The organism is Bradyrhizobium sp. RP6 (assembly GCF_003837805.1).
Lineage (GTDB): Bacteria > Pseudomonadota > Alphaproteobacteria > Rhizobiales > Xanthobacteraceae > Bradyrhizobium.
Map to the genome: position 1 here is coordinate 1 of NZ_RQIT01000017.1, position 24,477 is coordinate 24,477.

Sequence of the window (24,477 nt, forward strand, 5' to 3'; positions counted from 1 at the left end):
TGGTGGTGGTGGTGGCGGCGGAGGCCGCTGAGCCCACACCTGCCTTTTCAGATGATGTCGCCGGTGCAATCCGGCGGCATCATTGCCGTCATCGGTGAACGGCAGAAGCTCAACCTCGCCGCTTCTTGTTTGCCTTCTTTCCCGACGCGCCCTTCACCGGCCACGGCGTGACCGACGGCTCAGCGTGGCCCGGCCTGTTCTTGTGCTTCTTCTTTCCGAAAGAGGGAGCATCGCCGAATTTCGGTGCGCGCTCGCCGTGAGCTTTGCTGCGTGGCTTGAATCCGCTTGCCTCGCGCGGGCGATCGTCGCGCCGTTCACGATGGTCGCCGGCCTCGCGCCGGGGCGCGTGAGAGCGCTCCTCCGAAGCTTCCGGCCGGCGCGGCGCGTCCGCCATCGGCTCGATGCGGATGCTGTCTTCCTTATCCGGACGCTTGACCTTGGCCGCGAACGACTCCGCGACCCGCTCGGAAATCTCGAACTCGGTGGTGGTGTCCATGATCTTGATGGCGCCGATATCGTGCTTGTCGATGCCGCCGCGGCGGCAGATCATCGGCAGCAGCCAGCGCGCCTCCGCATTCTTGCGTCGTCCGATCGCGGCGCGGAACCAGACGCTGCCCTCCGCCATGCCGTGCTTCGACGATCCTTTACCAGGCTTGGATCGGAGCCGCGCTGGGCGATCCTCGCCATCCGCGCCTTGAGATCTGTCGCGACCGCGATCGTCGCGCGTCCGGCCGCTTCGCTCGCCGGGGTCGATGATGTCCTCGGGCGACGGCAGCCGCGCGCGGTAAAGTCGCGCGAGCGCGGCGGCGATGTCCTCCGCCGAGCGCTCGGCCAGCAGCGCCTGCGCCAGCACCAGATCGTCGGCCGTCGTCTCCTCGGTGAAAAGAACGTCCTTCATGCGCTCATGATCGAGCTTGCGGATTTCCTCCGCCTGCGGCGCGGTGCCCCAGGCCGCATCCACCCCTGCGAGATTGAGCAGCAGCTCCGCGCGCCGCCGACGTGCGGGCGGCACCAGGAGGACGCTCGTCCCCTTGCGGCCCGCGCGTCCCGTGCGGCCGGAGCGATGCTGCATCACTTCGGCGTCGTTGGGCAGGTCGGCATGGATGACGAGGTCGAGGCTCGGCAGGTCGATGCCGCGGGCGGCGACGTCGGTCGCCACACAGACGCGGGCACGCCCGTCCCGCAGCGACTGCAGCGCCAGGGTGCGCTCGTTCTGCGTCAATTCGCCGGAGAGAGCGACGACGGAAAAGCCGCGCTCCAGCAGCGCCGCCTGCAAATGCCTGACGGCATCGCGCGTGCTGCAAAACACCAGCGCGCTCGGCGCCTCGTAGAAGCGCAGCACGTTGACGACCGCGTGCTCGACGTCGGCGGGCGCGATGCGGATCGCGCGATACTCGATATCGGCGTGACCGCCTTGGTCGCCGGCGACTTCGATCCGGAAGGCGTCGCGCTGATACTGCCTCGCCAGCGCAACGATGCCGCGTGGAAACGTCGCCGAAAACAGCAGGGTACGGCGCGTCTCCGGCGTGGTCTCGAGGATGAATTCCATGTCCTCGCGAAAGCCGAGATTGAGCATCTCGTCGGCCTCGTCGAGCACGACGGCGGCGAGTTCGGAGATGTCGAGACGGCCGCGTCGCAAATGATCGCAGAGCCGCCCGGGCGTGCCGACGACGATGTGCGCGCCTGCCGCCAGCTCGCGCTGCTCGCGCCGCGGATCCATGCCGCCCACGCAGGAGACGACGCGCCCGCCTGCATGCCCGTAGAGCCAGGCCAGCTCGCGCTGAACCTGAAGTGCGAGCTCGCGGGTCGGCGCCACGATCAGAGCGAGCGGCGCTGCCGCGGGCCCGAACTGCTCGGCGTCATCAAGAAGATTCTTCGCAATGGCCAATCCGTAGGCGACAGTCTTGCCGGAGCCGGTCTGGGCCGACACCAGAAGGTCACGTCCGCTGGCTTCATGGGCAAGCACGGCGAGCTGGACAGGGGTCAGTGAATCATAGTTCCGCTCAGCCAAAGCGCGGGCGAGCGGCGGGGTCAGGGCCGGAAGAGACACGGGATGGGAAACCTTGGTTGATTCAGGGCGCGCAAACGGTGATCGGGCGGACCTGAGCTGCATGCGCGGCAAACGGCCTGGCCGCACGCTGGCGATTTGATCTGGGCGCTCTTTACGCCAAGCGCTGGGAAATCACCATACCTTTGATGCATGGCTTGACGGAGAGAGCCGCGCCTGAAGGTTGCAAACGATCTCTGGGGTCGCGTTCAGCGCGGCGCTTGTACAACCCCAGCCCTTTCAGATCTCCGCGTACACCTCCAGCAGATTGCCGTCGGGATCGCGGAAGAACAGCGTGCGATGACCGAAGGGCTGGTCCGTCGGCGGGGACAGCAGCGCCACGCCTTGCCGCAGGAGCTCATCGGCGCATTGATCGACCTCGACCGCGGAGACCTTGAAGGCCAGTTGCAGCGAGGCGCTGCCCGGCGGGGTCGGAGCATCGGCCGCGGTGCGGCTCGGCCGTGCGAGCGCCAGCGTATTGCTGCCCAGGCCGTACTCGATCCAGTTCGGCGAGAGCTCGCGCAAGAGCGGAAAGGCCAACACTTCCTCGTAGAAGCGGCGCATCGCGGCCATGTCACGCACGAAGATGACGGTGTAGTCGATCGCGCGGATGGCGTGGAAGGGAGAGCGCCCACTGACCCCGGATGTCTGTTCGTTTGTCATGTCTTCGCTCATTCCAAACTCCAACTCGTAGCCCGCATGAGCGAGCGACATGGGGCAAAGCTCTTCCAAGTATCGCTTCGCTCATCCGGGCCACGAGGACCGAAATCTATCGTAGCAGGCCACCACCGTAGCGCAGCTCGTACAGCGGCGTCCCACTATCCCGCGCAATTATCTCGACACCATGAAATCGATCGAGCGCCCCTTCGATCTCGTTGCGATAAATCATGCCCGCCTGCTCGAACAGGCGTGGTCCGCGGTAAGGCTCGTCGACGCCTACGCCCAGCAGCGCCTGGCGCAAGAATTTGTAGATCTCGAGGAACGTGTCCCGATCACGGATCTCCGCGTGGACGCCGCCGCTGTAGCTCATCGACCAGATGACGCGTCCGTCCCGCGACACCGTCTCCTGTCCGACGAAGAACGCCATCCCGAAGTAAATATCGCGATAGGCATAAGGCGGCGCGCGGTGCTCGAGCTGCTTCGAGCCGGCAAGCAGCGGCGTCGCCATCGTCGCGTCGTCGTCGAGGCCGGCATAGATCCGCCGCTTGGCTTCGACCAGGAACGCCGCGAGATCGGGGGGAATGGATGGCATTGGCTACTGCACCAGCTCCGGCCACGGGACGATGGTCGACTTTACGGTCTTCATCGCCATCGCATCTCTCACCGCCTGCGCTACGCCTTCTTCCGTGAACGGGTAGATCGTCTGCATCTTCAGCCAGGGATATTTGTCGCGTGTCCTATAAAGCATGTCCACGCCGAGCGGCAGGTCGTTGCCGGTGAAGCCCCAGGAACCCAGCACGTTGAGATCCTTGGTGCAGATGCGGTGCCAGGAGGTGTCGATCGAGCCGGCGTCGGTGAACTGGCCCATCTCGACATAGGTGCCGCCGTCGCGCAGCATCTCGATGCCTTCGGGGCCTGCGGTCGGATGGCCCGAGCAGTCCATCACGAGATCGGCGCCAAAGCCGCCGACGATTTTACGCACGCGATCGATGCGCTCCTGCGGCGACTTGAGGTCCTCGATGTTCACCGTCGCCTCCGCGCCGAACTCGCGCGCGAGCTTGAGCCGCGGCTCCTCCGGCGCGCCGACGCAGATGACGCGCCCTGCTCCCATTTCCTTTGCTGCCGCGACCGCCAAAATGCCGATCGGGCCCGAGCCCTGGATCACCACGGTGTCGCCCCAGCTGAAGCCGCCGGCGCGGGTCGCACGATTGAAGGCGCGGATGCAGGAGGTCAGCGGCTCCGACAACGCCCCGAGCCGCAGCGACATGTCGTCGGGCAGCTTGTAGACCTTGGTGCCCGGCAGCATGTCGAGGTCGACATAGACATATTCGGCCCAGCCGCCCCACATATGCGGCGCCTTGTCGAAGCCGAGATAGCGGCCGTAATAGACCGGGGTCAGGCACTTGTTCGCTACTTGCGGATAATGGATGCAGTAGTAGCAGCGGCCGCAGGGCATCAGCGGCGGGATCATCACCTTCGAGCCGACCTTGAGCGGCTTGCTCATGAAGTCCTCGGAAAACTCATCGCCGCACTCGACGATGACACCGCCGAGCTCGTGGCCGAGCGTGAACGGCCACGGCAGCGGCTTCGGCCAATGACCCTTCAGGATATGCAGATCAGTGCCGCAGACCCCGCAGGCGCCGACCTTGATCAACGCAGCCTTGCGGCCGACCTTCGGCCACGGCACGGTACGGATGAGGGGCTCCGAGCCGGGACCGGCGTGAGTGCAGACGCGGATTTCGTCCATGATGGTTTCCTCGTTGCCCGCTTGTTATGATTTATGTGCGGGTTGGAAGGAAGCGTATGTGAGATGCGCGCGTATGCCAAGCGGGTAGTCTCGTAGCCCGCATGAGCGAAGCGATATGCGGAAAGCAGCGGCCCCGGATGTCGCTCCGCTCATCCGGAATACAAGGATCACGTCGATGCTACGCGTCCTTACTACGCTCGACGTGCCGGACCCGGTCTTTATCAAGCGTCCAGCCTAGAGACCGCACACGCATATCTGCCGCGTGCTTCCCAAAGCCAACGGGCTGCGATCGAAGTCACCGAAGCGCTCGATGAGGTGCAGGCCGCCCGAGGCCACGAGCAACGGCATCTCCTGCGGGAAGATGCTGCGCATCGGCAAGGCGACTTGCCAAAAGTCCTTCTCCTTCTTGCTCGACCAGTACCAATCCACATGCCTGACCTGAGTGAGCGGGTCGTATCTTGCGGTCTCCTCGACCGTGATCGCGCCAAGGCCGTCGTGGACCACCGTGCCGATCAACTCGCGCTTGTTCGGATCAGAGTTGAGCATGGCGATATTGGGCAAGAACGCGTCGAACACGAGCCGGCCGTTCGGCGACAGGTGCCTGCCGACTGACCCGAAGAAGCCTTTGAAGTCATCGAGGCTGTGCAGGTGCAGGACCGAATTCACCGCGACGATGATAGTGTCGAAGGTCCTCCCCTCGAGATCGAAATTGCGCATGTCCAACTGGATGAACCTCGGTTCAACCGCGTGCGAGCTGGCGTAGATCCGCGCGCGCTCAAGCATTGCGGAAGACAAATCGCCGCCGATGACCTCAAGCCCGGCTTGCGCCAGCGGAATGGTCAGGCGGCCGGTGCCGCATGCAAGATCGAGAACGCGGCCGCCGCATTCGGACGCCGTCTCGACATAGAAGCGTTCGAGGATCGGATCTCGCGGCGCCATCAAGTCGTACAGATCGGGGCGGTCGTAGAGGCTGTTCTGTTCCATGATGGAGATCGTAGTGAATAATCTCGCGGCCCGCATTGGACCCTTGTTCGTCATAGCTCAACCGGTAAATGCGGAGGCGGCGTATGGGACCGGCTCTCCTGCATATCGCTGCAAACCCGCATTCCGGCAAGAAATTTGCAAGGACGCGCAGTGCCGCACCAGTTCGATTTCGGGAAGCCCATGACTGAGAACATACGCGCACTCTTCGATCTCTGGGAGCGGGTTTGGCACGAGGGTCGATTTGACCTCATCCCGGACTGTGTGGGATCGCATTACATCCGTCACGACGAGCGAGGCGACCGGACCGTCAGCCGGGACGAGTATGCTGCGGAATTGCAGACGATGCACCGAAACCGGCCCGGAATCCGCGTCGTGGTATACGATCATTCCTTCTCGACCGGCCGCGCGTGGTTCCGATTTGCATTCGTTTGGCCCGATCCGACGATCGGCGAGAAGTGCAGCCGCGCCGGCATGCAAAGCTATCGTATCGAGGGCGGCAAGCTGGCCGAGACCTGGATTGCGATGCTTGGTCTTGGGATCGCATGGGCCGACGAGCCCCAGGAAAGCTGGACCCGCCGCAAGGCATGAGAAGGACGCAGGTTCGGCACATCGCTCGTGCGCGCCGGTCGCGTTTACTGCGCCGGCGGAGCATGGTCCATAGCGCGACGACGTCACGGCTACCACGCAGGCATGGCTGGTCTTCAACCACACCCAAGTGTCTTGAGCAGCGGCAGGCGAACGTGTAAGGCCCGAGCAGTCCCACCCAGGTGCTCGCGTGAATCCCCTTCCCCGAAATCCCGTGACCGCGTCCGGCTCGTTCGCGGCGATGAAGTCCGTGCCGTACCGGCTTCAGTTCACCGCCTACGTGCTCGCGATGATGGCAGACAATATCGAGCATGTGATCAGCTATTGGGTGGTATTCCAGAAATTCCAGTCGCCGACGCTGGGTGGTTTTGCCGTGCTGTCGCACTGGCTGCCGTTCCTCTTGTTCTCGGTCGCGGTCGGCGGGCTTGCCGATCGGTTCGATCCGCGCCGCATCATCCAGTGCGGCATGCTGCTGTTCATCATCGCCTCCGCAGGATGGGGTTTCTTCTTCGTCACCGATACGATCCAGATGTGGCACGCGATGCTGCTGCTGGTGATCCATGGCTGCGCCGGCGTGCTCTGGCAGACGCCGAACCAGCTGCTGCTCTACGACCTCGTTGCCCCTGCGGACCTTCCGAGCGCGGTGCGGCTCAACGCCATGGCGCGCTATCTCGGCATCCTGATCGGGCCTGCGGTGGGCGGGATCATCATGCTGACGCTCGGCACCTCGCACGGCATCATCTTCAACACGCTGTTCTACCTGCCGATGCTGCTCTGGCTGTTCTGGGCGCCAGTGCGGGACGGAAGCGTGGCGGCGCGGCGCTTCGCCGTGCGGGGCCTTGCCGACATCATGCTGACCATCCGTGCGATCGGCACCCAGCCGGTGCTGTCGGCGATGACGTGGCTCGCCGGCCTCACCTCGTTCATGATCGGCAATGCCTATCACGCCCAGATGCCGGGCTTTGCCGGCGATCTCGGCCATGGCGATCCGGGCGTCTCCTACAGCGTACTGCTCGCGGCCGATGCGGCCGGCGCGGTGCTCGCCGCGATCGCGCTGGAATCCTGGGGACGGCTCAAGGGCACGCCGCGCACCGCGATCATGCTGGCGATGCTCTGGAGCGTGGCGCTGCTCGGCTTCGCCATGGTGCCGATCTATCCGGTCGCGATCGCGCTGTTGTTCTTCGCAGGCTTCTTCGAGCTCTCCTTCAACACCATGGCGCAGGCGCTGGTGCAGTTGAACGCGCCGCACGACATCCGCGGCAGGGTCGTCGGCCTCTACAATATGGCGGGGCTCGGAATGCGGGCCTTCAGCGGCATCACGGTCGGGGTATCAGGCGCGGCGATCGGCATCCACTGGTCGCTCGGGCTGTCGGCCGCGGTGCTGCTGGCGCTGCTGTGCCTGCTGTATCAGCGCGCGGCGAAGGCGGCGTGAGGGCGCAGCGTTACGACACAGCCGATTGACTCCTGCGTCCCCTCACCGCACGCTCAAGACTTTTGGGAGATAAGTCATTGCGCAATCGCTGGGGCATTCTTGCGATCCTGTTCGTCGTGCGCCTCACCATCGCGTTCCAGTTCCAGAGTGTTGCGGCGGTCGCGCCGCTGCTGCAACAGACTTTCGGCGCCGGCATTGCCGATATCGGCATCCTGATCGGGCTGTATTTCACGCCGGACGTCGTGCTGGCGCTGCCGGGCGGCGCGATCGGCCGCACGCTCGGCGACAAGCCGACCACCATGGCCGCGCTGCTGCTGATGACGGCAGGCAGCCTCGTGATGGCTACCACCGACATCTGGGGCTGGCAGATGGCGGGCCGGCTCGCCTCCGGCGCCGGCGGCGTGCTGCTGACGGTGCAGCTCACCAAGATGGCCGCGGACTGGTTCGCGGGCAAGGAGATCGCCACCGCGATGGCGATCTTCGTCAATTCCTGGCCGGCCGGCGTTGCGATTTCGCTCCTGGTCCTTCCAGCAATCGGCACCGCCCATGGCGCAGGCGCCGTATTCCTGTCCGTGGGCGCACTGACCGCGTTCGGCATTCTGCTGGTCGCGTTCTACCAGCCGCCACCCGGAGCAGCCGTCAGCGCGGCCGGATCGAGCCGGCTCGATCCGCTCGCCCTGCTGGCGGTGGTCGTCGCCGGCGTGATCTGGGGCCTCTATAATGTCGGCTTCGCCATGATCTTCTCGTTCGGCCCGACGCTCTTGGCCGAGCGCGGCTGGAGCATCGCCGCGGCAGGCTCGGCGATCAGCGTCGTGATGTGGTTGTCGGTAATTTCTGTTCCGGCAGGCGGCTTTCTCGCCGATCGCTTCAAGCGACCTCTTTATGCTGGCGATCGCGGCCAGCCTGCTTGTGGCCGTGCTGCTGGCGTGGCTGCCACGATCGGACTGGGTGATCACGATTCTGGTCCTGATCGGCCTCATCGGGGGCCATCCCGCCGGCCCAATCATGAGCCTCACCGCCCGCGTGCTTGTCCCGGAGACCAGGGCGATCGGAATGGGCGTGTTCTACACGCTATTCTACGCCGCGATGATGCTCGGTCCCGCCCTGGCCGGGCGGCTCGCCAAATCGGCCGGGACTGCGGCGGTCGCGCTCGACCTCGGCGCGCTGACGGTGCTGGCGTGCCCGCCCCTGATGTGGCTTTTCGAGCGCATCGTGTCTGTCCGCACCCGGCGTGCACAATCCTAACGCGGCATTAACCCTATGCACCTTAGGGTCGTCCCGGACTCCGCCCGGGCGGGGGGTCGGGTGTTGAAAATGGCGTTGGCGAACAAAAAATTTCTTCCGGCCGCCGAAGAGCGCAGGCGCTTCCAGCGGGTGAAGGTGCACCTGCTCGGCCGTTACATGCTGCCGGACCGCCGGGAATTCCCCTGCCAGGTGATCAACATGTCGCCGGGCGGCCTCGCCCTGCTCGCGCCCGGCATCGGCAATGTCGGCGACCGCGTCGTCGCCTATCTCGACCATATCGGCCGCGTCGAGGGCAAGATCACCCGCATCATCGACAACGGCTTCGCCATGACGATCGGTGCGACGCCGAGGAAGCGCGACAAGCTCGCGGCCCAGCTGACCTGGCTCGCGAACCGCGATATCCTCAATCTGCCGGAGGACCGCCGTCACGACCGTATCGTGCCGCGCAACCCCATCGCAGTGCTGACGCTCGAGGACGGCACCAAGATGACCTGCCGCATCATCGACCTCTCGCTGTCGGGCGCCGCGATCGCCGCGGAGAACCGCCCGCCGCTGAAATCGACGGTGCTGCTCGGCCGGGTCCAGGGCCGCGTGGTCCGAAACCTCGAAGACGGCTTCGCGCTGGAGTTCCTGCACGAGCAGCCGATCGAGACACTCGAAGAGAGCGTTACCGCGCGGTAAACCGCGAGGACGCGCAAACCCCGTTATTTCCAGGCTCGAAGGCGGCCTCCGCGATGCGGACGCCGCCTTTTTCATGGCCCGCGGCGAGCCGCCTTGCGGTTAACGCGTCGGTTGCGGATGTGCGCAAACCACGCTTCTGCCAGCGTTTCCGCCTTAACCGGTAAAATTTGAATCAATTGCAGTCATGTCGAATTTTACTCGAATTCGATTCAAGTATAGATCGAATTTGCCGCGCCTTTTACTTGCATTCGTCTCGACTTGACTTGACTGACTTAGCGGCAGCTCAAAAGCTCCGTGCGCAATGTGGTCCCAACAAGAAACGGGGACCGCAATGTTTGACTTCAGGGGACAGGGGAAGAGGCTGGCGCTGGCCGCCATGCTCTTCGGGATCAGCGCGACGGCGCAGGCCGGCGAAAGCCGCCTGCTCTACGCGAGCCTCGGCGACACCACGCGTGCGCCGATCGGCTGGGTCGAGTTCTGCGCGGACAACGCCGCCCAGTGCCAGGGCGCACCGATGCAGCCGCGCGACATCGTGATGTCGCAGGCCGCATGGCGCGACCTCGTCAAGGTCAATCGCTGGGTCAACGAGACCGTCAAGCCTTTGACCGACCAGGAGCACTGGGGCGTGATCGAGAAGTGGTCGCTGCCATCGGACGGCTACGGCGACTGTGAAGACTACGTGCTGTTGAAGCGCAAGATGCTGATCGACGCCGGATGGCCACGCCAAGCCCTGCTGATCACCGTCGTGCGCGACAAGAAGGGCGAAGGCCACGCGGTGCTGACGGTGAAGACCGACAAGGGCGAGTTCGTTCTCGACAATCAGAACGAGAACGTCGTTGCTTGGACGGAGACCGGCTACCGCTTCGTGAAGCGCCAGTCGCAGAGCGATCCCAATGTCTGGGTCTCGCTGGGCGATACCAAGCCGGCGGTCTCCACCGCCAGCGCGAAAGATCAGTAGGAACGAGACAACGAGTTACGCGGCCCGGTCACATCCCCACCCCTCCCCGTCCCAGACCGGTTCGCGCGCGGCCAGCCATCCCCCAATGGCTGGCCGCAACTTTTCTTGGAGCGGGGCAGCTCACTCTGCGGCTTCAAGATTGGCCGGCTTCTCGACCTCGCCCAACGGCGACACCGCGGGACCATTGAGCGCAGTGCCATCAGGGGCGAACTGCGACCCGTGGCACGGACAGTCCCAGCACTGCTCCAGCGCGTTCCAATGCACGACGCAGCCGAGATGGGTGCAACTCGCCGAGTGCAGATGCAGGCGTCCGTCGCGATCCCGGCAAGCCGCGACCTTTTTCAAGCCGCTGCGAACGAGACGCCCCTCCCCGGGCCGCAGCTGCTCGACGCTCGCAATCTCGCTCGCCGTCAGATACTCCGCAAAATTCTTCAGCGGCGTGATGTTCTCGCTGATGAACTCGCCGATGTTCTTCTGAATCTTCCGTGACGGGGCGTAGATCTCTTCCCACGGGCTTGCGCCCGTCGTGATCAGATCCGTCACCAACAGGCCAGCGACAAGCCCGTTCGTGATCCCTTGCCCGGAATCACCGCTGACGATGAAGACATGCTCCTCGCCGGGGCTGCAGCCAATGAAGCCGGCGAAATCGACCGGCTCCAGCACCTGGCCGGACCATCGATGCGTGACCTCGCGCAAATCCGGCAAGCGCTCGCGCGCCCAGCGCTCGAGCGCGTCGAGGCGCTGCGCGCCATCGTTCGCTTCACCCGACTTATGATCTTCTCCGCCAATGATGACGATATCCTCATCGGCAGAGAACGGCTGGAGCCGAACATAGTGATAAGGATCAAGCGTATCCCAATAGAGCGCATCCTCCAGCCCGCCGGCCGCCATCTTCGCGGCGAGCGCATAGGTGCGGTAAGGCGCTTGCTTGGTGTGGATCGCCACCTCCACATTGACGGGCGAGTTCGTCGCGACCACGACGTCGGTGGCGTGGAGCTCGTGGCCTGAGGCGGTCGTCACGACCATGCCGCCATGTTGTTCACAAATGCCCTCAACACAGGTGTCGGCGTAGAGCCGCGCCCCGCGACGCTCGAGCGCGCCCGCCAGACCCGCAAGGTATTTGGTTGGATGCAAGCGTGCCTGACGCGGAAACCGCAGTGAACGCATCTGACCTTTGGCATGGAACGGGGTCGGCTTGGTGCAGTCTTCGACGGGAATTCCGAGCTTGCGGCAGCAATCCAGTTCCTTGTCCAACTCGGTTGCGGGCGTTTCTTTTGCCAGCACCCAGTAGCCGTCGACACGCCGAAAATCGCAATCGATGTGCTCGGCGGCCTGGATGGCCTCGGCGCGATCGATCGCGGCAGCGACGCTTTGATAATAGCGCCTCGCACAGTCGGGCCCGCGCACCCTGACCAGTTCGTCGTAACCGTCGTCGAATGCCGTGGCCAGATGCGCCGTGGTGCGCGCCGTCATCCCGCTGCCGATAGCGCCACGGTCCAGCACCACGACAGAGCGTCCATGGCTGGCAAGCTCATAGGCAACCGACAGCCCGGCAATTCCCGCGCCGACAACGACGACATCTGTGCCCACCGTACTGGATAGCGCCGGCGCGTCCGCGACCGAAACATCCATCCAGAGCGATTGGGTGTGCTCATCCCGTACGTTCATGACAATGCTCCTCACCAAGGAACGAACGACGCGACAAGACCAGGGTTCCTCTCGTGCAGCCGTCGAGCAGAAATACCATTGAGGCGCCGCGTTGATTAGGAACCTTCGTCGCGCTCGCGCTTGAAAACGGCATGAAAGATCCATCACCCGGAATGCGCAGGGCGCTGCGTCAGGCCCAGTTGTACGGCCACCTGCTCGTTCGAAACGACAGGCTGTATTACCCAGGGGGCAACCACCCGATCTGCTCGGTACAGCTTGCACGGGAGATGATCAGGTCAGGGTGGATGACAAAACGAGACGGCGATTACGAGATCACACCGGACGGGCAGCTCGCCGCAGAACGCGAATTCAGTCCCTGAGCGGCAGCAGCTCTGGCGGCGGCGCTTGCGATCCGTAGGGATCAGACGCCCAGCACGTCCGCGAGCCGCAGCTCGTCAGCGGAGGGATCTTTCAGAAACAGCTCGGCCTCGATCTCAGTCAGATGCGACAGCATCTGCGCGCGTGCAGCGGCCTTGTCACGCTTGCGGATCGCTCCGACGATGCCGGCGTGGTGATCGGTGCCGCAGGCCGGCGTGTCGTGACGGCGGTAGAGCAGGATGATGAGCGAGGAGCGCGCGATCAGCTCCTTCAGGAATCCGAGATAGATGCTGTGGCCGCTCATCTCGGCCACGAGCCGATGAAACTCGCCGGAGAGCCGCACCGAGGCGCGCGCATCGCCGCGCAGCTCCGCCTCGCGCTCCTCGGTGAGATGGCGCTGCAGGCGATCGAGCCAGGCCGGCGACGCCGCATCGATTGCATGGTCGACGATGGTGGGCTCGATCAGGCGCCGTGCCTCGAACACCTCGCGGGCATCGGCGGGCGTCGGGCGCGCGACGAAGGCGCCGCGATTTTTCTCGATGTTGACGATGCCCTCATGCGCAAGCTGCTGCAGCGCGGTGCGCACCAGCGTGCGGCTCGCGCCGTAGATCTCACCGATCTCGTCCTCGCCGAGCTTGGTGCCAGGCAGCAGGCGATGTTCAAGGATCGCGGCGGTCACACCCTCCCGGATACGGCTGACACGATCGCTCGCATCTGGCGTATCGGATTTTGGGCGGGTCTTGGCAGCCATGGGCGTGAGGGCTCGATCGGCGACGTTCCCTCGAATGTTAGTCGACGAGCTGTATCCAATCACAGGCGAAACTTTATACAATCTTCGCTCATTTTGTGTGCAGGCGTCCGCGCATGCGCCGGTCGGCCAAGCTGCGCCAGCATTGACCTAACGATCTGACTCCGCTGCACAGTTTTCGAAATTCGACTGGCCGCGGGCTGTTGGCACGGAGCTTGCGGAGAGAGGCCGGACGCATCGCCCTCCTCGGACACGCCATGGCCATTCCCGCCGCACTCGAACTGGTCGCCGTCACCAAGCGCTACGACGCCACGCTGGCGGTCGACAACATCAACCTGAAGATCCCGGCCGGCACCTATTGCTGCCTGCTCGGCCCCTCCGGCTGCGGCAAGACCTCGACCCTGCGCATGATCGCGGGGCACGAGGCGGTCAGCGAGGGCGACATCATCCTGGGCGCGCAGAACGTCACCGACCTCGAGCCCGCCAAGCGCGGCACGGCGATGATGTTCCAATCCTACGCGCTGTTTCCGCACCTCTCCGTGCTCGACAATGTCGCGTTTGCGCTGAAGATGCGCGGCGTCGACAAGCCGACGCGGCACAAGCGTGCCGGCGAGTTGCTCGAGCTGGTCGCGATGAGCCAATATGCAGGCCGCCTCCCCGCGCAGCTCTCCGGCGGCCAGCAACAGCGCGTCGCGCTCGCCCGGGCGCTGATCACCGAGCCGCAGATCCTCCTGCTCGACGAGCCGCTCTCCGCGCTCGATCCGTTCCTGCGGGTGAAGATGCGCGGCGAGCTGAAGCGGCTGCAGCGCGAGCTCGGCATCAGCTTCATCCAGGTCACCCATGGCCAGGAAGAGGCGATGGCACTCGCCGACCACATCGTGGTGATGAACCACGGCCGGATCGAGCAGCAGGGTACGGCGCGCGACATCTTCCACCATCCCCGCACCGAATTCGTGGCCCGCTTCATCGGCGGCCACAATGTCCTCAGCGATGCCGGCAACCTCATCGCCGTCCGCGCCGATCAGCTCGGCATCGTACCGTTCGCTGACGGTGCGTTCGGCGCGCCGGCGCTGCTGACCCAGACCGAATACCAGGGCTCCTACATCGCCGTCTCGCTCACGCTCGACGACGGCACCGCCCTGTTCTCCCACATTCCCGAGGCTAACTTCGACGTCCACCCGTTCCGTCCGGGCGACCGCGTGCTGGCCACCTGGGATCCCGCCAAGGCGCGACGCCTGCAATAGCGCCGATCGATCACTGGAATGCGCAACAGAGGAGTGACTGACATGAGCGAGACCACCAGGACGACCGGCGTCAGCCGCCGCACGCTGCTCAAGGGCACCGCAGGTCTCGCCGGCCTTGCCGCCGGCTCGGGCGCGATCACCGGCTTTCCCAACGTGAAGTCGGCCGACGCGAAGGTGCTGCGCTATCTCGGCACCGCCGTGAACGAGGGCGACGACATCTCCAGGCAGTGCCTGAAGGACACCGGCATCAAGATCGAATACATCACCGCGACCACCGACGACGTCACCAAGCGCGTCATGACCCAGCCGAATTCCTTCGACGTGCTGGACACCGAATATTTCTCGCTGAAGAAGATCGTGCCGTCGGGCAACATTCTTCCGCTCGATGCCAAGAAGATCAAACAGTTCGACAACATCACGCCTGTCTTCACCAAGGGCGAGACGCCCGGCGGCAAGAAGATCGGCGGCCAGGGCACGGCGCCCTGGAAGGTGCTCTACCTCGAAGGCAAGGACTCCAAGAAGTTCGCGACGTCGGCGACTGAATTCGTCACGCTGATCCCGACCGTCTACAACGCCGACACGCTCGGCATCCGCCCCGACCTGATCAAGCGGCCGATCAATTCCTGGTCCGAGCTGCTCAACCCCGAGTTCAAGGGCAAGGCCTCGATCCTCAACATCCCCTCGATCGGCATCATGGACGCCGCGATGGTCGTGGAGGCCTCCGGCAAGTACAAATATGCCGACAAGGGCAACATGACCAAGGAAGAGATCGATCTCACCATGAAGGTCATGACCGAAGCCAAGAAGGCCGGTCAGTTCCGCGCCTTCTGGAAGGATTTCAACGAGAGCGTCAACCTGATGGCCTCGGGCGAGACCGTGATCCAGTCGATGTGGTCGCCGGCGGTGACGAAGGTGCGCTCGATGGGCGTCCCCTGCACTTTCCAGCCGCTCAAGGAAGGCTACCGCTCCTGGGCCTCGGGCTTCTGCGTCTCCAAGGGAGTCTCGGGTGCAAAGCTCGAATGGGCATATGAGTTCGTCAACTGGTTCCTGTCCGGCTATGCCGGCGCCTATCTCAATCGCCAAGGCTATTACTCCGCCGTCCTCTCCACCGCGAAGGCGCACATGGAGCCCTACGAGTGGGCCTATTGGATGGAAGGCAAGCCGGCCGAGAAGGACATCAAGGCGCCCGACGGCTCGCTGCTCGAGAAGGCCGGCGCGGTGCGCGATGGCGGCTCCTATGAGGACCGCATGGGCGCGGTCGCGTGCTGGAACGCGGTAATGGACGAGAACGACTACATGGTCCGCAAGTGGAATGAGTTCATCGCGGCGTAACGGACATGTCGGAAGAAGTTCTGCAACAGGCAACCCCGGGCTTGATCCCGGGGTCGGGCGCAGCGCGCGCCGCAAAGCCGACGCGGCTGTCGCCGTCCTTCATCTCCTGGCTCCAGGCCGGGCCGATGATGCTGGTGTTTCTCGCCTTCTTCCTCATTCCGCTCGTCTTCGTCGTCATCGTCTCGTTCTGGGACTACAACGAATACCAGCTGCTGCCGGCTTTCTCCGGCCGCGGCTACACCGACACTTTCGAGGGTTGCCTCGCGCAGCTCCCCGAGCTCTGCACCATCGGCAAGACCTATCTGAAGACGCTGAAGCTGTGCTTCCTGGTCTGGGCCATTACGCTGTTCATCGGATTCTGGGTGGCCTATTTCCTCGCCTTCCACGTCAAGTCCAAGACCTGGCAGATGGGACTGTCGCTGCTCTGCACGATCCCGTTCTGGACCTCCAACGTGATCCGCATGATCGCCTGGATTCCGCTGCTCGGCCGCAACGGGCTGGTGAACTCAGGCCTCACTAAAGCGGGGCTGATCAATCACCCGATCGAGTGGCTGCTGTTCTCCGAATTCTCCGTCGTGCTCGCGTTGGTGCATCTCTTCACCTTCTTCATGGTGGTGCCGATCTTCAATTCCATGGTACGCATCGACAAGTCCCTGATCGAGGCGGCCTATGATGCTGGCGCCAGCGGCTTCCAGACCCTCGTCAACGTCATCATCCCGCTCGCAAAACCCGGTATCGTGATCGGCTCGATCTTCGTCATTACCATCGTGATGGGCGACTTCATCACCATCGGCGTGATGGGCGGCCAGCAGATCGCCGCCGCCGGCAAGATCATCGAGACGCGCGTGAACGCGCTGCAGCTCCCGGCCGCCGCCGCCAATGCCGTGATCCTGCTCGCGATCACCTTCCTGATCATCACCATGATGTCGCGCATTGTCGACATCAAGAAGGAGCTCTGAGCATGAGGGAAGGACGTCCGCGCTCTTTCTACGTGCTCGCAATCTTCTTCGCGGCCTACGTATTGTTTCTCTACGGCCCCATGATTGCGATCTACGTGCTGTCGTTCCAGGGGCCGCAGGGCGGCCTCACCTTCCCGATGAACGGCGTCTCGACCTTCTGGATCGCGAAACTGTTCCAGGGCACCGGCATCGTCGATCTCGGTGCGGCCTTCCGCCGTTCGCTGCTCCTTGGCCTCGTCGTGATGGTCCTCACCGTCGTGCTGTCGGTCGCCGCAGGCATGGCGTTCCGCCGGAAATTCAAGGCGCAAAGTATCCTGTTCTACTCGGCGATCGCGAGCCTGATCGTGCCCTCGATCATCACCTCGCTTGGTATCTCGCTGGAATTCCGCATCATCGACGACCTGATCAAAGCGCATTGGAACGAGAATTTCGAAACCTCGATGGGCCTGCTCACTTCTGGCCTCGGTGCGCACCTGACCTGGACGCTGCCGTTCGGCCTCCTGATCATGTTCGCGATCTTCAACCGTTTCGACCCGCGCCTCGAGGAAGCCGCGCGCGATCTCGGCGCGACGCCGTGGCAGACATTCCGTTATGTCGTGCTGCCGATCATCCTGCCCTCGGTGATCGGCATCGGCCTGTTCGGCTTCACGCTGTCATGGGACGAGCTCGCCCGCTCCAGCCAGGCGATCGGGGCAGTGAATACATTGCCACTCGATCTGCAGGGCCTCACCACCACGGTAACGAACCCCGACATCTATGCGCTCGGCACCGTGATCTCAGCCGTCTCGTTCACGATGATCGCCCTTGCGCTCGGCACCATCCACATGCTCAACAAGCGGCAGGCGGCCAAGGGTTCGAACGCCGGCAAGGGACTCGTCTGACAAGGGACTTGTCTGATCCGATGCGGCTGCATGTCGTCAATCCCAACACCACTGCGTCGATGACGGCGAAGATCGCCGCTGCCGCTCGCAGCGTCGCCCTGCCCGGTACGGTGATCGACGCGCGTCAGCCGACGATGGGCCCGGTTTCCATCGAGGGATTCTACGACGAGGCATTCGCGGTCCCCGGAATGCTCGGCTGCATCCGCGAGGCCGACCGCGACGGCGCGGACGCGCACATCATCGCCTGCTTCGACGACACCGGCTTGGATGCCGCGCGCGCCGCCGCAAAGGCGCCGGCGATCGGCATCGGCGAAGCCGGTTTCCACATGGCGAGCCTGATCGCCGCGCGCTTTGCCGTGGTGACGACGCTCGGCGTCTCCGTCGTTCCGATCGAGCACAATTTGCGGAAATACGGCCTCGCCGAGCGCTGCGCCCGCGTCCGGGCGGCCGACGTGCCGGTGCTCGCACTGGAAGAGCGCGACACGGATGCGCTCGGTAAGATTTCGGCGGAGATCACGGCCGCGATCCGCGACGACCGCGCCGAAGCCATCGTGCTCGGCTGCGCCGGCATGGCCGACCTCGCCACCGAGCTCGCCGCCACGCACGGCCTGCCCGTGATCGACGGCGTCACTGCTGCGGTAACGCTGGCGGAATCACTGGTGCGGCTGGGACTGAAGACGTCCCGCCTCGGCCCCTATGCCGCGCCGCGATCAAAGCCCTACGATGGACTGCTGTCGCAGTTTCGGCCGTAGGAACAGCACTATACCTACGGACAGCACGAGCACAGGGTATCCAGCCGACAACACCGCAGGCTTAACGCGATCGTCGCCCTCGCCTACGATTCTGATGCGGAATCACTGACGAGCACAGCCCTGATCGGGCGGATCAGGAACGCGTCCTCGGGTGGCCGTCTGCGACCTGGATTGTGCAAACCTCGCGAAACGCTTGCGGAAAAGGTGTTATTGAACCTCTTTCTGCACCCGCCCATCCCACTGAGCCCCAATCAGCCTCTTTTTCGACCTATTCCTTGCCGAAACCTAAGGCTTTCGGGACGCCCCGGTGGCCCTCTGGGTTGCCGGTCTTCGCCACTCACCAAGTTTCAATTTGGGCCTTGTCAGCGATGATCGATCTCGCCCGGGACGCACCGTCCACCTCCCTCCTGCGCCTTGGCGGCCAGCCCATCGCGCTGACCGCTGCAGCCCTGTTGCTCCTGATCGCGGGCGTGACTTCAATCGCGATCTGGCGTGCCTATACCGGCGCCGCCCCTGAGAGCGACCGCGTGGTGGCATCGCGGCAGCTCCAGGTCCGCGCGGCCCAGGCATCCGAGCAGTTGGTCGAGAAGACCAAGGGTCTGGAGGCGACCCAACAGGAGTCAATCGACCAGCTCCAGGTGGTGCAGGACCAGCTCCAGACCATGAAGCGGTTGCTCGCCGCGCAACAGGCCGACACCAAGCGCCTGTCCGAGCAGGTGGCGGCCCTGAACGAATCCGTCGACGGCTTGCGGCAATCCTTTGCCAGTGCACGTGCGACCGAGGTCGAAACGCCGTCGGTCACCCGCAGGAAACCGGCGCGGCACCGCGTTCACGCCAGCGCGCGCAAGCGATCGCGCGGCTGAGCCGATCAGCGGCGGGAACTTTATTTTCGCCGTTTGTGAACTGGATCACATTCGCCCATATGATTCCGCGCGATGTTGGCGCTTACCGGATGGCGTGAGCCGATTTCAATATCCGGGGCTGGCAAGGTCGTTGACGGTATACTGCGTCAACGACCTTGTTTTTTAACAGCTATTCCGCGCCTCACTCGCAGACATCGACCCTTCGGTATCGCCATCCGGACGGCGTCTTGACGCGCTTCCGCGCGACATAGCAGCCGCCATAGCCATCGTTGTAGCCGGTACCATAATAGTAGGGATCGCCGTAGTAGGGATAACCGTAGCCGTAATAGCCGCCGTAGTAGCCGGCACCGACGAAGCCCGCTCCAATGGCGACACCTGGCCAGAAGCCGCGGCCATACCAAGGGCGGTACCCCCAGCCTCCGCGATGGAAGCCACCGCCATGAAAGCCTCCACCATGGAAGCCTCCACCATGTGCGAATCCGCCACGCGCCTCGGCCGCCTGCGGCACCAATAGTCCGAACGCCGCCACAGTCAGCGCCGTCATGATCATCTTGCGAAACATCACTCGATCCTCCGCGTGGACACGCTCCACGCTTCAAAGCAGGACCAAGCTAACGTCAGCTGGGGGTTCGTGACAGCGACCCTGTCTCACTTCCGCGCGAGCATCAGCAGCCGCGGCAGATGCTCTTCATCTTCCTGTCGAGCTCCCGGTTCTCAGCGTTGACCGTTGCATCAGCCGCCTCACCTCCGCCGGTGCCGGTCGTGACTCCGGAGCCGGGGCCGGATGATTGAGCCGTACCCAGGCTGTTGGTACCGGGCGGCGGAACTGGCGAATTGGCAAAGCCTCCGGTCGATCCGACCGAGCCTCCAGTCGATCCCACCGAGCCTCCGCTCGATCCGGCCGTGCCGCCGGTGGTTTGCGCGAACGACAGGGCGGGCATCGCCGCGACTGCGAGGATCATGATCGTTGACTTGATTGAACCGCTTGCAGACGATCTGGCCATCGGAAGTCCTCCTTTGCCGGTCAACCGACGCGGGAAAGACCGGTTCCGGAGCGGAACGTCGTCACATCAACTTGAAAGCGAGAGAGGCAAAATCGCGATGACCGATCGCGATCCCTTTGCAGAGGGCAAACGCCCGCGCGGCAGCTGAGTTCAGCCGATCCGTTTCAAGCCTTTCCTGAAGCGCGGTCCGTTGGCCACGTAGAACCTGGCCGCACTGCCCATCTTCTGCACCTGCGTGTCGTCGAGCGTACGGATCACGCGCGCGGGCGAGCCGATGATCAGCGAGCGCTCAGGGAACTCCTTGCCCTCGGTGATGACGGAGCCGGCGCCGACGATGCTGTTGCGGCCGATCCTGGCGCCGTTCATGACGATCGAGCCCATGCCGATCAGCGCGCCGTCCTCGATGGTGCAGCCGTGCAGGATGACGTTATGGCCGACGGTGCAGTCCCTGCCGATGACAAGCGGAAAGCCGAGATCGGTGTGGCAGGTCGAGCCGTCCTGCACGTTGGCGCCCTCGCCGATCTCGATCCATTCGTTGTCGCCGCGCAGCACCGCACCGAACCAGACGCTCGCACCCGGCTTCAGGCGCACCCGTCCGATCACGGTCGCGGTCTCAGCGATGAAATAATTGCCGTCGGCGGGAAGGTCGGGCGCCTGCCCGTCGAGCTCGTAGATCGCCATCAAGGTCTCCTATCGGGTTGACCCAGCCATAGCGAAACGACAGCCCCGACGCAAAGGGCCTCCCGCGCCCAGGGCGCGTGCCTCAGACCAGAATGCCGGCCGCGCGCAGCGTCATCAGAAAGAAGGTGCCGCTCATCATGCTCCAGAAGCTGGCGATGACGGTGGCCATCATCACGAACTCGATCCGGCGGCTCTCCACCTGGATGCCGCGGAGCGTGTTGCGCATGATGATGAAGGGCGCGGCGAACACCAGGAACGGAACCGCCGCGAAGGTCTTCGGCGCCACGCCCTCCTGCAGCAGGCCGAAGCCGGCGGGCCGCTGCGCGAGCGCCTGGTAGCCGTTCACGAGCGCGCCAGCCAGCGCGAAACCGATGCAGATCGAGAAGAAAGTGTTGAGAGCTTCAGGTGTCATCGGAACAGTCCGCATTTACGCAACGCCGGAGCCTTCCTGTGACAAAGAGTGGCGGTTAACGCTACCTTATCCTTAAGGGAAGGTTAACGCGGCCGGCCGGTCGACGCAGAGCCATCCCCGCTCCCCACAGCCGGCAACGCTCCGCGAAATCGGCCCCGCGTGGCATATTCGCCGCTGATTCGTCGGCCATCGGCCGACCTCCGGCTCGACTTGCGCAATTCATGACGGTGTTTTCGGCAGCTCCCCTCAGGTCCCCCCGCACGCGCGCCCGCGCGCATGTCGTCCCGATCGTGCTCGCCGGCACTGCCGCAGCATGCGCTGTTGCGCTCGTCGCCTATTTGTTGTGGCCGACCTGGGGCAGCAGGGGCGCGAACGCCCCGGACAAGCTGCCGGTGAGCATCGGCGGCACGCTGTTCAACCTGCCGGTGACCGCGATCCGCATGAAGATTCAGCGGCACTCGGGGCCGCAGGAGCGCATCGATCTCGACTTCCTCTATCCCTCCCTGGAGCCGCCCGGCCCGCCCAAGCACGTCACCGCCGACACGGTGGAAGCGGCGGTGCAATCGATCGATCGCATCTTCCTGTCGATAGCGGCCCATCACGATGCGCTCTCGCCCGAGCAGCGGACCGCCACGATCTATTCGCGCTATCTTGACCCGGCCGCGGCGCAGCCCGCGGACGGCCTGACGATGCGGATGTTCCGCACCGACACGCCCTACGGCAGCGAGGACCTCTATTCCGCCGCAAGCCCCGCGCTGACCGCGCGCTGCACCCGCGATGCGGCGACACCCGGCATGTGCCTGTCCGAACGCCGCGTCGGCGGCGCCGACCTCACCTTCCGCTTTCCGCGGAGCTGGCTGTCGCAGTGGCGTGACGTGGCGGAGGCGATCGAGAAGCTGACCGCGCAATTGCGCGGGCCGCGGGGCTGAGCGCGACCGGTCGGCCTGGCGCCCAAAGCAAGAACTGCGAAAACAACCCCATGCACAGTAGCCAGGCGCTTGGCGCGACTTGGTATTTTTAGAGCGGTTCATCGATTAATTGAATCGGGAGGGATTCCGTCGGGCGGCGGTTTGTGATTCAAGATGCTGGCTGGATCGGAGGCCAGCATCGGATGGTCCGACCTCTTTCGAATGATCTTCGGGAACGAGCCGTGAAGGCGGTGGAATCGGGCGAGAGTTGCCATGCTGTGGCAGCCCGGTTCGATGTTGCAGTGTCGTCGGTCGTGAAGTGGCGGCAGCGCTATCGCGCGACGGGTTCGGTGGCGCCGGGCAAGGTGGGCGGTCACCGCAAGCCGGTTCTGGAGCCGCATCGAGCGTTCATCGTGGAGCGGATCAGGCAGACGCCACATCTCACGTTGCACGGGCTGAAGGACGAGCTTGCCGCGCGAGGCGTGAAAGTCTCGCACCAGGCGGTGTGGACCTTCCTGCGACGCGAAGGTCTCAGCTTCAAAAAAACACTGTTCGCCCTTGAGCAGGGCCGCGCCGACGTCGCGCAGCGACGGCAACGCTGGCGCAACTTGCAGGATCGCCTCGATCCAAACCGCCTGGTGTTCATTGACGAGACCTGGATCAAGACCAGCATGGCCCCGCTGCGCGGCTGGGGATCCAAGGGCGAGCGGTTGCGCGGCTTTGCACCGCACGGTCACTGGCGAACCCTGACCTTCTTCGGTGCCCTACGCGCCGACCAGCTCACCGCGCCTTGCGTGTTCGACGGACCGATCAACGGCGAAAGCTTCCGCGCCTACGTCGAACAGCAACTCGTCAAAGTGCTCAAACCGGGCGACATCGTCGTCATGGACAATCTTGGTAGCCACAAGTCGCCAACCGTCCGGCAGATGATCCGGAAAGCCGGCGCAAGGCTATGGTACCTGCCGCCGTACTCACCTGACCTCAACCCGATCGAGCAAGTCTTCGCCAAGATCAAGCACTGGATGCGCATCGCACAGAAGCGCTCGATCGACGAGGCCTGCGACTACATCGGCCACCTGGTCAGAAACGTTCTGCCCGGCGAATGCAGCAACTACTTCGCTAATGCTGGATACGCTTCCATCAAAAAGTGAAACGCTCCAGAAAGCCTCGCCGACGGTCGTGCCGTGATCGACTCGAGCGATGCGGTGACACACCACGCTCGGAAATTTCGTATTTTTCGAAAACCAACTTGACCCGTCGGGCAAAACAGGGGCATGATGGCATCATGGGAGATCGACAACCCCGCGCCGTCAGATGGCGCAGATCCGTCCCCGGCCATAGCCGCCCTTCAGCAACCGCACGGGACGTTCCGGCAAGCTCAGTCCCGGCCCTTTCGCGCCCGGTACAGGCTCGGCGTCGTTCCGACCGCCTTGCGGAAGGCGCGGTTGAAATTGGGCTGCGATGAAAATCCCGCGGCATAGGCGATGTCGACCAGCGGCCGATCGCTGGTGGACAAGAGCCGTTTGGCGAGATCGAGACGCTGACGGCTGACATATTCATGCGGCGCGCTACCTGTCGCGGCCTTGAAGCTGCGGGAGAAATGCGCGGGGCTCATGCACGCCACAGAGGCCAGATCCTTCACCGTGACATCGCGCTCGACGGATGCTTCGATGAACTCCGTCACACGCGCCAGCCGTTTGGCATCGAGCGGCCTCTGGACGGCATGGGATTGCTTCAGCCGGACTGACGTCGCCGCGTAACTGTGCACCAGATGAGCCGACAGGGCCCGTCCGAGGCTTTCGACCAGCAGGCGGCCGGTGGAGGTTTCCTGCTCGAGCTCTCCGAGGATCCGATAGGCGACATGCTCGATGAACATGTCCTGATCGATGCTCTCGTAGCGGATGGACATTCCCGACGGATCGATCTCGAGATCCCGGAGCATCGTGTCGTCGAACGGCTGTCCGGGAAGAAAGATATGCAGGCATTCCTGCATCTCGTTCTCGACGCGGATGAAATCCTCGCGGATGCCGGCCGGACACAGCCACACGGTGCCCCTTCTGCCGAAGGTCCGCTGCCGCATGCCCGCGCCTTCGCGGTCGACGACCGAATTGCCACGCAACAGGATTGCGATTTCGGTGTCGCGCGGCAATTGCGGCGGCAGATCGCCGGGCTCATGGCTCCATCGCTCGGCAAGGAGATGCCCCCATCGCCGGTCGTTCGACGTCTGAAGCATTCGGCCGGTCACGTATTTGTCGACAGAGTTGCCAAGCATACCCATCGTCAATCTCCGCCAGATAGCGCGATGTGGGTAAAGAGGTCTTGCCGAGTC

Annotated in this window: 26 protein-coding genes; 14 read left to right on the forward strand and 12 right to left on the reverse strand. The window is 64.1% G+C overall.

From position 1 onward, the window contains the following. Nucleotides 1–109: 109 nt before the first annotated feature. The 5 genes from EHH60_RS25825 to EHH60_RS25845 form a co-directional block, all read right to left on the reverse strand. Nucleotides 110–2,050, reverse strand: coding sequence for a DEAD/DEAH box helicase (locus EHH60_RS25825; protein ID WP_124162222.1), 1,941 nt, complete (start codon nt 2,048–2,050; stop codon nt 110–112). 237 nt (nt 2,051–2,287) lie between these two features. Next, entirely contained in the window at nt 2,288–2,710 is a 423-nt protein-coding gene (locus EHH60_RS25830) for a VOC family protein (RefSeq protein WP_124162223.1), read from the reverse strand. Between the two features lie 106 nt (nt 2,711–2,816). Beyond that, nucleotides 2,817–3,299, reverse strand: a complete 483-nt coding sequence (locus EHH60_RS25835; RefSeq protein WP_124162224.1) for a DUF5680 domain-containing protein — start codon at nt 3,297–3,299, stop codon at nt 2,817–2,819. 3 nt (nt 3,300–3,302) lie between these two features. After that, nucleotides 3,303–4,454 (reverse strand): zinc-binding dehydrogenase, encoded by a 1,152-nt coding sequence (locus EHH60_RS25840; protein WP_124162225.1) that lies wholly within the window; start codon nt 4,452–4,454, stop codon nt 3,303–3,305. 234 nt (nt 4,455–4,688) lie between these two features. Continuing rightward, nucleotides 4,689–5,492, reverse strand: a complete 804-nt coding sequence (locus tag EHH60_RS25845) for a class I SAM-dependent methyltransferase (RefSeq protein ID WP_124162226.1) — start codon at nt 5,490–5,492, stop codon at nt 4,689–4,691. Nucleotides 5,493–5,588: 96 nt separating this feature from the next. On the opposite strand from EHH60_RS25845, the gene EHH60_RS25850 reads away from it, so the two are divergent. From EHH60_RS25850 to EHH60_RS25870, 5 genes are all read left to right on the forward strand, one after another. Further along, nucleotides 5,589–6,026, forward strand: coding sequence for an ester cyclase (locus EHH60_RS25850; protein ID WP_245454592.1), 438 nt, complete (start codon nt 5,589–5,591; stop codon nt 6,024–6,026). Nucleotides 6,027–6,213: 187 nt separating this feature from the next. Beyond that, entirely contained in the window at nt 6,214–7,455 is a 1,242-nt protein-coding gene (locus tag EHH60_RS25855; RefSeq protein ID WP_283811853.1) for an MFS transporter, read from the forward strand. A gap of 77 nt (nt 7,456–7,532) precedes the next feature. Beyond that, nucleotides 7,533–8,711: an MFS transporter gene (locus EHH60_RS25860; RefSeq protein WP_245454593.1), complete on the forward strand. Its 1,179-nt coding sequence runs from the start codon at nt 7,533–7,535 to the stop codon at nt 8,709–8,711. A gap of 58 nt (nt 8,712–8,769) precedes the next feature. Beyond that, complete coding sequence (locus tag EHH60_RS25865; RefSeq protein ID WP_024340745.1) at nt 8,770–9,381, forward strand: PilZ domain-containing protein; 612 nt, start codon at nt 8,770–8,772, stop codon at nt 9,379–9,381. A gap of 331 nt (nt 9,382–9,712) precedes the next feature. Beyond that, complete coding sequence (locus tag EHH60_RS25870; protein WP_194393234.1) at nt 9,713–10,339, forward strand: transglutaminase-like cysteine peptidase; 627 nt, start codon at nt 9,713–9,715, stop codon at nt 10,337–10,339. A gap of 120 nt (nt 10,340–10,459) precedes the next feature. Here EHH60_RS25870 and EHH60_RS25875 read toward each other — a convergent pair whose 3' ends face one another. Then, complete coding sequence (locus tag EHH60_RS25875; RefSeq protein WP_199752048.1) at nt 10,460–12,007, reverse strand: FAD-dependent oxidoreductase; 1,548 nt, start codon at nt 12,005–12,007, stop codon at nt 10,460–10,462. A 400-nt stretch (nt 12,008–12,407) separates the two neighbouring features. Further along, complete coding sequence (locus EHH60_RS25885; protein WP_124162230.1) at nt 12,408–13,115, reverse strand: GntR family transcriptional regulator; 708 nt, start codon at nt 13,113–13,115, stop codon at nt 12,408–12,410. Between the two features lie 254 nt (nt 13,116–13,369). On the opposite strand from EHH60_RS25885, the gene EHH60_RS25890 reads away from it, so the two are divergent. The 6 genes from EHH60_RS25890 (at nt 13,370) to EHH60_RS25915 (ending at nt 19,143) form a co-directional block, all read left to right on the forward strand. After that, on the forward strand, nt 13,370–14,356 hold the full coding sequence (locus EHH60_RS25890) for an ABC transporter ATP-binding protein (protein ID WP_124162231.1): 987 nt from the start codon (nt 13,370–13,372) through the stop codon (nt 14,354–14,356). A 42-nt stretch (nt 14,357–14,398) separates the two neighbouring features. Beyond that, on the forward strand, nt 14,399–15,688 hold the full coding sequence (locus EHH60_RS25895) for an ABC transporter substrate-binding protein (protein WP_199752013.1): 1,290 nt from the start codon (nt 14,399–14,401) through the stop codon (nt 15,686–15,688). Between the two features lie 5 nt (nt 15,689–15,693). Beyond that, on the forward strand, nt 15,694–16,647 hold the full coding sequence (locus EHH60_RS25900) for an ABC transporter permease (protein ID WP_124162233.1): 954 nt from the start codon (nt 15,694–15,696) through the stop codon (nt 16,645–16,647). A gap of 2 nt (nt 16,648–16,649) precedes the next feature. Then, nucleotides 16,650–17,528 carry an ABC transporter permease gene (locus EHH60_RS25905; protein ID WP_124162234.1) on the forward strand — a complete coding sequence of 293 codons (879 nt, stop codon included), beginning with the start codon at nt 16,650–16,652 and terminating at the stop codon, nt 17,526–17,528. 20 nt (nt 17,529–17,548) lie between these two features. Then, nucleotides 17,549–18,280 (forward strand): aspartate/glutamate racemase family protein, encoded by a 732-nt coding sequence (locus EHH60_RS25910; protein ID WP_124162354.1) that lies wholly within the window; start codon nt 17,549–17,551, stop codon nt 18,278–18,280. 368 nt (nt 18,281–18,648) lie between these two features. Beyond that, nucleotides 18,649–19,143 (forward strand): hypothetical protein, encoded by a 495-nt coding sequence (locus tag EHH60_RS25915; RefSeq protein WP_124162235.1) that lies wholly within the window; start codon nt 18,649–18,651, stop codon nt 19,141–19,143. Between the two features lie 181 nt (nt 19,144–19,324). Here the strand turns inward: EHH60_RS25915 and EHH60_RS25920 are convergent, their stop codons facing one another. Both EHH60_RS25920 and EHH60_RS38150 read right to left on the reverse strand, forming a co-directional pair. Then, nucleotides 19,325–19,705 carry a hypothetical protein gene (locus EHH60_RS25920; protein ID WP_124162236.1) on the reverse strand — a complete coding sequence of 127 codons (381 nt, stop codon included), beginning with the start codon at nt 19,703–19,705 and terminating at the stop codon, nt 19,325–19,327. A gap of 103 nt (nt 19,706–19,808) precedes the next feature. Then, entirely contained in the window at nt 19,809–20,084 is a 276-nt protein-coding gene (locus EHH60_RS38150; protein WP_245454596.1) for a hypothetical protein, read from the reverse strand. Here EHH60_RS38150 and EHH60_RS37220 point away from each other — a divergent pair. After that, entirely contained in the window at nt 19,978–20,295 is a 318-nt protein-coding gene (locus EHH60_RS37220; protein WP_158626773.1) for a hypothetical protein, read from the forward strand. The genes EHH60_RS38150 and EHH60_RS37220 overlap by 107 nt on opposite strands. Nucleotides 20,296–20,297: 2 nt before the next feature. Here EHH60_RS37220 and EHH60_RS25930 read toward each other — a convergent pair whose 3' ends face one another. Beyond that, a complete protein-coding gene (locus EHH60_RS25930) occupies nt 20,298–20,828 on the reverse strand; it encodes a gamma carbonic anhydrase family protein (protein ID WP_124162238.1) in 531 nt (176 codons plus the stop codon). 82 nt (nt 20,829–20,910) lie between these two features. Then, the gene (locus tag EHH60_RS25935; protein ID WP_124162239.1) at nt 20,911–21,240 is read right to left on the reverse strand and encodes a DUF6949 family protein; all 330 of its coding nucleotides are present in this window, start codon (nt 21,238–21,240) and stop codon (nt 20,911–20,913) included. A gap of 221 nt (nt 21,241–21,461) precedes the next feature. Between EHH60_RS25935 and EHH60_RS25940 the strand changes: the two genes are divergently transcribed. Together EHH60_RS25940 and EHH60_RS25945 are read left to right on the forward strand one after the other, a co-directional pair. Beyond that, nucleotides 21,462–22,169, forward strand: a complete 708-nt coding sequence (locus tag EHH60_RS25940) for a hypothetical protein (RefSeq protein WP_124162240.1) — start codon at nt 21,462–21,464, stop codon at nt 22,167–22,169. Nucleotides 22,170–22,333: 164 nt separating this feature from the next. Then, nucleotides 22,334–23,299, forward strand: a complete 966-nt coding sequence (locus tag EHH60_RS25945; protein ID WP_502697425.1) for an IS630 family transposase — start codon at nt 22,334–22,336, stop codon at nt 23,297–23,299. A 227-nt stretch (nt 23,300–23,526) separates the two neighbouring features. Here the strand turns inward: EHH60_RS25945 and EHH60_RS25950 are convergent, their stop codons facing one another. Then, the gene (locus EHH60_RS25950; RefSeq protein ID WP_245454594.1) at nt 23,527–24,426 is read right to left on the reverse strand and encodes an AraC family transcriptional regulator; all 900 of its coding nucleotides are present in this window, start codon (nt 24,424–24,426) and stop codon (nt 23,527–23,529) included. Between the last annotated feature and the right edge of the window lie 51 nt (nt 24,427–24,477).